At 47.4% G+C, this 10,431-nt stretch carries 8 protein-coding genes; 7 read left to right on the plus strand and 1 reads right to left on the minus strand.

Annotation, left to right across the window (positions count from 1 at the left end):
- Positions 1-61 precede the first annotated feature (61 nt).
- From WBV27_RS03295 to WBV27_RS03320, 6 genes are read left to right on the plus strand one after another with little or no spacing between them, the layout of a single operon-like run.
- Positions 62-517: a MarR family winged helix-turn-helix transcriptional regulator gene (locus WBV27_RS03295; protein ID WP_424199385.1), complete on the plus strand. Its 456-nt coding sequence runs from the start codon at positions 62-64 to the stop codon at positions 515-517.
- Positions 518-540: 23 nt separating this feature from the next.
- Positions 541-1,632: an ABC transporter permease gene (locus tag WBV27_RS03300; RefSeq protein ID WP_424199387.1), complete on the plus strand. Its 1,092-nt coding sequence runs from the start codon at positions 541-543 to the stop codon at positions 1,630-1,632.
- A gap of 12 nt (positions 1,633-1,644) precedes the next feature.
- On the plus strand, positions 1,645-2,322 hold the full coding sequence (locus WBV27_RS03305) for an ABC transporter ATP-binding protein (RefSeq protein ID WP_424199389.1): 678 nt from the start codon (positions 1,645-1,647) through the stop codon (positions 2,320-2,322).
- A gap of 35 nt (positions 2,323-2,357) precedes the next feature.
- A complete protein-coding gene (locus WBV27_RS03310; protein ID WP_424199391.1) occupies positions 2,358-2,756 on the plus strand; it encodes a DUF2177 family protein in 399 nt (132 codons plus the stop codon).
- A 38-nt stretch (positions 2,757-2,794) separates the two neighbouring features.
- Positions 2,795-4,588 carry a DAK2 domain-containing protein gene (locus tag WBV27_RS03315; protein WP_424199393.1) on the plus strand — a complete coding sequence of 598 codons (1,794 nt, stop codon included), beginning with the start codon at positions 2,795-2,797 and terminating at the stop codon, positions 4,586-4,588.
- Position 4,589: 1 nt separating this feature from the next.
- Positions 4,590-5,357 (plus strand): DUF1295 domain-containing protein, encoded by a 768-nt coding sequence (locus WBV27_RS03320; protein WP_424199395.1) that lies wholly within the window; start codon positions 4,590-4,592, stop codon positions 5,355-5,357.
- Between the two features lie 75 nt (positions 5,358-5,432).
- On the opposite strand, the gene WBV27_RS03325 is transcribed toward WBV27_RS03320, so the two are convergent.
- On the minus strand, positions 5,433-8,087 hold the full coding sequence (locus tag WBV27_RS03325; RefSeq protein WP_424199397.1) for a YfhO family protein: 2,655 nt from the start codon (positions 8,085-8,087) through the stop codon (positions 5,433-5,435).
- A gap of 263 nt (positions 8,088-8,350) precedes the next feature.
- On the opposite strand from WBV27_RS03325, the gene WBV27_RS03330 reads away from it, so the two are divergent.
- The gene (locus WBV27_RS03330; protein WP_424199399.1) at positions 8,351-10,399 is read left to right on the plus strand and encodes a peptidoglycan D,D-transpeptidase FtsI family protein; all 2,049 of its coding nucleotides are present in this window, start codon (positions 8,351-8,353) and stop codon (positions 10,397-10,399) included.
- Positions 10,400-10,431 lie beyond the last annotated feature (32 nt).

Here is a 10,431-nt window from a genome sequence, read left to right on the forward strand (position 1 = left end):
AAATATATATCTTGTAAGATGTATATTAATCGAAAAAATCTGGAAAAGGGGCGATATGGGGATGGATGAATCTATTTTTGAAAGGCCGCTTGAGGATCAGCTTTGTTTCGAGGTCTATCGGGCTGCAAATGGTTTCGGCAAAATGTATAACCGTGCATTGAAAGATTTCCATTTGACATTCCCGCAGTATCTGGTCTTGCTGGCCTTATGGGATGAGGACAATATATTGATCAAACACATCGGGGAGCGGTTAGGGATGGGTATCGGAACGTTGAACCCCATTTTGAACCGTCTCGAGAAACAGGGATGGCTCACGAAGGAACCGTCCCTTTTGGACAAGCGCGCTACGATCGTTACCTTGAGTGAAAAAGGCATCATTTCAAAGAAAGCAATCAATTTGGCTATTTTGTCGGAAGTGAACGCCTGTAGCCTGGAAGGCATCGATGGACTGTTGTTGATGAAACAGTTGAAAATATTGAACAAATCAATGGGCGGCATAGACCAGAACAGTCTGTAAAACATAAATAAAGGGGTGGAGTAATGTTTTTAGCTTGGAAAGAAATTAAACATTCAAAAACAAGGTTTTCTTTGATAATTGGAGTAATGGTGCTGGTATCGTATTTGGTGTTCTTCTTGGTGGGCCTTGCCTATGGGTTGGCACAGGATAATCGGACCAGCATTGATAAATGGGATGCGGACGGCATCATTCTGACGGACGAGTCGAATACGAATATCAATATGTCCATGATGCCAAGAGGAGCCATCGATGGGGTGGATGCTGACGAAGCGGCTGTCATCGGAATAGCTCCTAATGTCATCAGGAAAGAAGGGACGTCAGGCGATGATGCAAAAATAAATACAACTTTTTTTGGTATCGAATCGGATCAATTCCTGATGCCTGAAGTGATCGAAGGAAGAGCTTTCCAAAATGATGATGAAGTTGTTGCAGACATCAGTCTGAAGGAAGAAGAGGGCATAGTCATTGGCGACACGCTCCAGTTGGCAGGATCGGACAAGGAAGTAGAAGTAGTCGGGTTCACTGAAGACGCTAAGTTCAGTGTCGCGCCGGTTTTGTACACGACTGTATCTTCCTATCAGGATGTGCGTTTTGAACAGATTGATGAATCTGAGGAAGGGCGCATCAGTGCAATTGTAGTGCGGGGAATCGATGACACGATTGAAGGGGTGGACACTGGGAACGAAGATCTGAACGTATATCCGATTGCGGATTACATCAATGAAATTCCAGGATACACTGCTCAGGTATTGACATTCGGTTTGATGATCGGATTTTTGGTCGTCATTGCGTCAGTAGTGATCGGTATTTTCATCTATGTCCTTACCATGCAGAAATCGAGCATGTTTGGGGTCATGAAGGCACAAGGAATTTCGAGCGGTTATATCGCAAAATCAGTCGTCATCCAAACGTTCCTGTTGGCGGCAATCGGAGTCGGCATCGGGTTGATATTGACCGGAGTGACAGCGTTAGTCTTGCCGCCCGCTGTTCCTTACCGCACAAATTTATATTTTTTGAGTGGCATAGCCGGCTTGTTGGTCATCATGGCCATGATCGGTGGAGTATTTTCCGTAAGAGCAGTTGTAAAAATAGACCCATTAAAGGCAATCGGATAGGAGAGTCAGCAGATGAAATTAATTGAAATGATAGATGTTTCCCGGTCATTCGGGGAAGGGGAACTTAAGATAGAAGCGCTTAAAAAAACCAATATTTCCATAAAGGCCGGTGAGTTTGTAGCCGTCATCGGCCCGAGCGGATCAGGCAAGAGCACGTTCTTGACCATCACAGGAGGTCTTCAGACACCGTCTTCCGGAAAGGTCTTGATCAATGGGAAACCATTCAGTGAGGTGACCGAGAAAAAACGCGCCAAACTAAGATTTGAAGAGATCGGGTTTATTCTGCAAGCCTCGAATCTGGTCCCATTTCTGACGGTCCAGGATCAGCTGCATTTGGCCAACAAAGTCGAGCGAAGCAAAGTGGACAAACAAAAACGGGATGAATTATTGAAAGAATTGGGTATCTTCGAATTGAAGGACAAATTCCCGAGCGATCTCTCCGGCGGGCAGAGGCAGCGTGTCGCCATCGCGCGTGCCCTTTACCATGACCCATCAGTCATACTTGCTGACGAACCGACCGCCAGTCTGGACACACAGAAGGCATTCGAAGTGGTGGAAATCCTTGCCCGAGAAACAAAATTAAAGAAAAAGGCGACCATCATGGTGACGCATGATGAGCGTTTGATTGAATATTGTGATAAAGTTTATGTGATGGAAGACGGCATCTTGTCCGAAAGAACAAGCGACTAAATCAGCAACGGATTATGGAAAGGGAGGAAGAGAAGATGGACAGCATCAAATTGTATTTACTGACATTTTTTGTGTTCTTTTTGGTGGATATTGTCTGGTTGGGTGTGGTATCCAAAAATATTTACAGCAAGTATTTGGGCCATCTCATGTCCCCAAATGTCAATTGGGTTGCGGCAATCGTATTTTATCTGCTGTTCATAGGCGGCCTCGTATTTTTTGTGATTCAACCGGCCCTTTTGAAGGAAAGCCTGCAATATGCCATTTTGGCTGGCGGGTTTTTCGGTTTGATCGCATATGGGACATATGACTTGACCAATCTGGCGACTTTAAAGGATTGGCCAGTCATGATCACAGTGATCGATTTGGCTTGGGGGACTTTCTTGAATGCGGCAACTGCCGGCATAACATATATTGTAGCCCAAAAATTTCTTTGAGCTACCAAAAAAGCCTATGAGCGGATTGGAGAAGACCAATGGACATTTCAAAATTGGACAGCGAAAAGCTTTACTATTCTTTTGTGTCAGGTGCGCAGGAGGTCATCAAGAACAAAAACAGCCTGAATGAAATCAACGTATTTCCGGTCGCTGACGGGGATACCGGGAGCAACCTTTCTTCAACCATGCATGCGATCATCCTGGAGGCGAAAATTTCCGGATCCGTCAAGGAAACAATGAACAGCATAGCCGATGCTGCTTTGACTGGCGCCAGGGGGAATTCCGGCATCATCATTGCGCAATACATCAATGGGATCTTCCTGAGCCTGATGGATGAGGAGATGATAACCATCCCTTCATTTGCAGAAACAGTCAAAAAGGCGGTCCCTTATGCCTATCAGGCTATTTCCGATCCGGTGGAAGGGACAATCATCACCGTCATCCGGGAATGGGCGGATGCGGTATACAGTCATAAAGATCTTTCAGCTACATTTTCCGAATTGTTTTCAAAATCGCTGGTCACGGCCAACAAATCTTTGGAAGCGACGACCTCGCGTCTGAAAGTGCTCCAGGATTCCAGAGTCGTCGATTCCGGCGCGAAGGGTTTTGTCTACTTTCTGCAAGGATTTGCGACGTTTTTGCGCACCGGAAAGGTGGATTTGGAGGTCAGCGATGAACCGGTAGACCTTGCCTTCAATGAGGAATTGATCCATAGCCAAGGGGAGATACACCACCGTTATTGCACCGAAGCGCTGTTGTCAGGGGATGCGATTGATCTGGAAGCATTGAAAGCGGAACTGGCACTCTACGGGGATTCCTTGATTGTGGCAGGCAACGACCACAAAGCCAGGATCCATATCCATGCCAATGCGCCGGAGCAGGTATTCCAAGTTTTGCGAAAAAAAGGCATCATTCTGCAGCAGAAGGCAGATGATATGGTCAGACAGAACGAATCAGCTTTTGATCGGAAATACGCCATCGCACTGATCACGGACTCGATTGCGGATATCCCGCAGACAATGCTTGATCGCTATCAAGTGCATATGTTGCCGCTCAATCTGAATTTTGACAACACTTCCTATCTCGATAAGGTGACGATGACGCCAGAACTTTTCTATACTTTGTTGGAAGAAGCCATCGAATACCCGAAAAGTTCACAGCCGAATCCGATCGTTGTCGAGAAATATCTGGAAACGGTGCTCTCCCATTACGATAAGGTCATCATTTTGACTGTCGCGAAAGAGCAGAGCGGAACCAACAGCGTGTTCCAGAATGCCGTTTCGAAAAAACTGCATGAAGGCAAAAAGATCGCCGTGATCGATTCGAAACGGAATTCCGGTGCGGAGGGGTTGCTTGTCATGAAAGCTGCGGAAATGATCGCGGCGGAAGCACCTTTTGATGAAATCGTTGCAACGATTGAGAGCTTGAGGGACCGGACAAACATCTTCGTCAGCGTCAACAACCTGAAATATATGGTGAGATCCGGACGTTTAAGCAAAGTTTCGGGGATGGCGGCGATGTCGATCAATCTGAAGCCTGTCGTATCCATCGACGCAAAAGGCAAAGGTTCGATAGCCGAGAAGGCCTTCAGCGAAAAGGGCAATGAAAAGAAGCTGTTCAGACTGCTGGAAAAAGTGAATGCACAGGAGAAGGTTTCGAGATATGCTATCGTGCATGCCAATAATCCCGAAAAAGCTGAAGCGTACCGTAAGCGCAGCGTTGCCTTGCTCGGCAAGGAACCGGAATATATCATGAACATTTCTACGATTGTTGGAATGAGCGCTGGGGTAGGAACTGTGGCGATTTCCTACATGTGTGAGGAGGAATCATAAAATGAATGCTTTTCTGTTAAGTGCTTTGGCGCTTTGGATCTTTTTTTCGATCGTATTCATCGGTGCGCAGTACCTGAATAATAATTCGATAGTGGACAGTTTTTGGGGACCTGCCTTCCTGTTGGTCGCGATCGTAACCTTCCTGATATCGGATGTCATCGGTCCGCGGGCGATCGTGTTGTTGACGATGGTGGCAGTCTGGGCCCTGCGCCTCTTTTTATACATCACGGTCCGCAATTGGAATAAACCTGAAGATTATCGTTACATCAATATGCGGAAGCGATGGGGGACATCTTTTGTGCGTCTGAAAGCTTACGTGCATGTCTTTGTTTTGCAAGGGGTTTTGGCCTTTATCGTATCTTTGCCGATCATCGTTACGAACACTTCGGCAAAGCAAGAGCTGGCGCCGTTCCATTTTGTTGGCATCGGGTTATGGATAGTCGGTTTCCTCTTTGAGACGATTGGAGATGCGCAACTCAAGCGGTTCAAAGCCAATCCAAACAACAAAGGCAAGCTGATGATGCAAGGCCTGTGGCAGTACACGCGCCATCCGAATTACTTTGGCGAGGCCGCGATGTGGTGGGGCATTTTCATCGTAGCTTTGGATGGGTGGGGCAGCCTGTACATGATCATCAGTCCGATCATCATGACGTTACTGCTGTTGTTCGTATCAGGTGTCCCGCTGCTTGAGAAGAAGTATGCAGACCGCGAAGATTTCGCAGCTTATTCCAAACGGACAAATAAATTTTTCCCATGGTTCCCTAAATGACTAAAAGCGGAACGGGTTCGATTAGCCCTGAAATAAATAAGAAAAGCGGTTGGGATCAAATTCCAACCGCTTTTCTTATTTATTTTTACGATATTTTCTGAATAACAAGGCGCCAGCGATTGAAACCCCGCTGATGGACAAGCCGGTCATCAGATAAGGGGTGCGGTACGTCAACTCGATGGTATGCATGCCTGCGCTGATCGGCACCGCCAGCAGGCCATTCAGCGCGGTGGTTGTTTCTGCAGTTTTCCCATCGATCGTCACTTCCCAGCCTGCGCTGTAGGGAATCGTCGTCAACAATATTTCATTTTCAGCCTCGATTGTGACGGAACCTGTGATGTGTGTCTGGCTGAAAGAGGTGATTGTCATGCCTTCCGTTTGCCGCCCGGAAATGGTCTCCTCGAACAAATCTTTGTTCAGTTCGTAAAGTTTCAGGTCCTGAACACGTATCGAGTCCTCGCGCAGTTCAATCGTAAAGGTGATGTTTTCACCCTGTTGGTTGCTTGCGATATTGATGACCTGATCGTTCCGGTAGGTCGTATAATAATCCAACTTCACATTATTCACATAAAGGGTTGCGTTATCGTCGTCGATGCCTGCATCCAGAATCAGATAATAAGGATTGTCGCTGGTAGGGGTGAACTGGAATTCGATCCTCGAGATTGCCCCATCTAGAGACCGATAGTAGGTTGTGTTCTGGGCATCCCCGGCAGCGGATGTAACATTCTGGAAGACGTTGGAATCGAACGGACGCAACGAGAAATAAGGTTCGATGCTTTCCTGATTGTTGAAGGCATCCAACAGTTGTTCCTGCATCAATATGGGCTGATCCTCGATCAATTCGAGATCCAATACACTTTCGGAAACCCCGAATGCCAATGACAACGCGTATGGATTTTCAAAGGTGGTGGTTCGGTCGGTCTCGGAATAGAAACTGTACTGGGTCAAATCCGGGCGGGTGGAGTTGCGGTTCAAACGGTACACGCCGTCATTGAGGTCATAAAATGTTTCCGGCAACTTCTTGTCCTGGATGAAATATTTCACACCGAACAGTGCATCCGTGAATAAGGTCCCTGTTGAATATACGATGAAGCCGTTCCCGTCAGGAAAGCCCAGTGAGCCGAACAAGGCGGGAATCTCCTTTTCAAAAGTGGAACTGAAATGATTGATTCCTGCATAATTGGCTTGGAAACTGTCGTTTTTGGAGCGTTGGAATGTTTTTTCGATCCGGTAGAATGTATCCTCGGATGGCCGCACATCCGCCAGCATCGTATTCAGATTCGTCTGATAATCGGCGAATTCATCCTGCTTGACGTAGCCCAATCGAAACAGGTCGACGGCTGCATTTGCCGTCATCTCTGCGGTGACCACGAAAAGCAAAGCGTAGGTCAGCCATTTTCGGGGCTGGTCCCTAAGCATCAACAAGACCAGCACGAGGACGGAAATGACTGCACTGATCAATACTTGGACAGGCTCCAGAAATTCAAAATCCTTTTTCAGGACATAGATGGCAGTGGCCGCATTCGTGATCAAAAGACAGCAGGCGAGCAAAAACGGAAAAGGACGATAGGAACGCAACGCCCGAAAACCGTTCAACAGGAAAAAGAAACAAACGGTGAACGAAAAACGGTAAGGGTACCAGATCGGATATTGTCCGGCATGCCATATTTTATTCAGAAACTGGACGTTCATCGCCAGAAAAAAGAGGGCGGTCAGCACAAGCGAGGTGAACCGTTCTTTTTTTGAGAAGGCGGGATGAAAAAAATAATAGATGTATGCAGTCAGAGCGACGGTGCCGATAAAGAGATTAGGATGTCCGCTGGGCATCTGGTCGAAGTTGAAAGCCCCGATATAAAACTTCGAAACGACTTCGAAGGGATCATAGGCGAAACTCCAATCAATCAGCTTGTTGGCATAGCTTGCCTTGCTTCCCAAGAGCGAATAAAAGGTAGGTAGCAGCAGTGCGGCGGCGAAGCCGGCTCCCAGCAAGGAATAACCGATGAATCGGGCTGATTGGGTTAAGAAGTGCTTCAGCTGCGCCTTCAGGTTGTCCAGACCGACAACTTCTTGTCTGGAAAATGCGAACACATAATAAAAGACAAGGAAAACACAGACCATGAATCCGATGTAATAATTAGAAATCAGCATCACTCCGAGAAACAGGCTGTAAGACAGACCACTTTCACCCGACAGCAGTTTCTCCAAACCAAGAATGATCAGAGGCAGGAAAACGAGCCCGTCCAGCCACATGACATTCAATTGATTGACGATGACGTAACCCATCAAGGCATAACTCAAGGCGAAGGACGGAACCAACAAGCCTTTGCCTTCGAAGCGAGAAATCAACAGATGAGCAAAAGTCAGGCCAGACGCTGAAACTTTCATCAAAATCAAAATGGTCACCGCCAAGGGCAACTGGGACTGCGGGAAAAACAAAAAAATCAGATTGAAAGGACTCATCAGATAGTAAGCCCACAGCCCCAACATCTCTCCGCCGAATGCCTTTGTGAATGAAAAGAAAATGGCGGAAGGATCGGACAATAAGGTAGTGCGGTAATAACTGAAAAAATCCACATATTGCTGGCCGAGATCGACCGTCAGCAAGGTGCTGTTGCCGAAAGGATAAACGCCCATGGTGGCATAAATGACCATCATCACAAACAAGGGCAGTAAGAACGAAAGGAAAAGCATATTTTTTTGCGGGGATAGGGTTGTGAAACGCTTCAGCATGCTGCACATTCCTCCTTAAAATGAAATTTTTGTGGCGTTGCCGCAGAGTCACCTGACCATGAATGAACGCTCGGGATAGTTGAAGCGAAAATTTCACAAGTGCTTCTGCTATTTTAGCATATCCAGCTGGTTTTATGAAGAATCCGAGGTCGTCTGGGCACATCCAGCGAAGGCACATCTTTAAAAATTTATTGCGTCGTTTGTAATGCATGCTTTTTTTGCTATAATAGGTTGTCGAACTATGGTTTTAGGAAGGTGTAAAATTGGAAGATAATACCCAAAGTAAAAGAAAGAGAAAATCGCATATCCCGTTTCGCTTGAACCTGCTCTTTTTCATCGTGTTCTCGCTGTTTTCTGCGGTGATATTCCGGTTGGGATATCTGCAGATCGTTCGCGGAGATGAATTCGAAGCCATCGTGAAACGTACAGAAACGACACTTGTGACGGAGTCAGTGCCGCGCGGTTTGATATATGATAGAGACGGCAACATCCTTGTAGGCAATGAACCGCAGCATTCCATAACCTACACCAGAGGAGCAAACACGACGGCCGAGGAAATGTCGAAGGTGGCCTCTTCATTGGCTGGTCTGATAAACGTCAGCATTGAAGAACTGACGGAGCGTGACCTGAAGGATTATTGGATGGCCGTAAACAACGAGGTCATGTTGGAACGCCTGTCTGATGACGAAAAACTGTTGCCGGGTTCCGAATTGTATGAAGTGGAGCTGGAAAAAATAACGGCGGAAGACGTCGCCTATTCGGATGAAGAGAAAGAAATCGCCGCCATTTTCAAGCGGATGAACAGCGCGTATGCCTTGTCGACCACCAGCATCAAAAACAAGGATGTCTCGGATGAAGAATTGGCACAGGTGAGCGAAAAGCTGTCCGGTTTGTCCGGCGTGGATGTCGCGACAGATTGGGTCAGGATCTATCCAGAATCCGACTTGCTGAAGAGTATTTTGGGTGGGGTGACCAGCGAAAAGATCGGTTTGCCGAGCGACCAAGTGTCCACCTATTTGGCAAAAGGCTATGCCCGGAACGACCGCGTCGGAAACTCCTATTTGGAGCAAGAATACGAATCGGTGCTCTCAGGCACGAAATCACAGTGGGAAACGATCACGGATCAATCAGGCGAGGTTGTGACGCGGGAGGAATCCTACGAAGGAAAAGCCGGGGATAACCTGGTTCTGACCATCGATATCGATTTTCAGAAGGAAATCGAACAGATCGCTACGGATTTCCTGAACAGCAACGTCGATCCCTATAACGACCGGATATACATAGTGGCATCGGATCCGAATACAGGAGAAATCCTGGGTATGACCGGGAAGCAAATTTCTGCATCCAATGAAATTGTGGATGATGCATTGGGTGTCATCAATTCCAGTTACGGGATGGGTTCGGCTGTGAAGGGCGCGATGGTGCTGACCGGATACATGAGCGGTGTCATCAGCACGGACAACAATGTGCTCGTCGATGAACCGCTGCAATTCCAAGGTTCAAATCTGAAAAAATCAGTTTTCAACCCGACCGTCGGCAGCCAAGTGGCCATCAACGACATCGACGCGTTAGCCCGTTCATCGAACGTTTACATGATCAAATTGGCGATGTTGATGGGGGGACAATCCAGCTATGAAGCGGGAGGTACCTTGAATATTTCCCCAGATCTGATCGACGAACTGCGCAGCTACTTTTCCCAGTTCGGTTTGGGTGTGAAGACGGGGATCGATCTGCCGAACGAAGGCAGCGGACTGACCGGGTTCAACCAAGCGGCAGTTAACGTAGTCGACCAATCATTCGGACAGTACGATCTGTACACGACCTTGCAGTTGTCGCAATACATCAATACCATTGCCAACGGCGGCACCCGGTACGCTCCCCAACTGGTTTCGGAAATCCGGAGCACGGATGCAAACGGCTCGCTGGGGGCTTTGGAAACAACATTGGATACAAAAGTAATGAACCAAGTGGACGTCGATGCCGAAGCGATGGAGCGAGTCCAACAAGGATTTTACCAAGTGACCCACAGCGCAAACGGAACGGCCTATTCGACCTTTGGCAAAGACCCGAACAACGTTGCCGCCAAGACAGGTACGGCAGAGGCCTTTTATGACGGTAACAATGAGAATCTGAAGAATGAAAGTGTCTTTAACTCAACTTTCGTCGGGTACGCGCCATTCGACCATCCGGAAATTACCGTTACCGTTGTGGTCCCGTATCTCAGGTCGGAAACGGGCCGGGCTACACCGATAGCCAAGAAAGTTTTTGATGCTTATTTCAATACTGGGGATTACGCAATAAAAGCCGAATAACCTGTCAACTGGGAAGTGACGATCGGCTGCGT

The organism is Trichococcus sp. (genome assembly GCF_049589555.1).
GTDB lineage: Bacteria > Bacillota > Bacilli > Lactobacillales > Aerococcaceae > Trichococcus.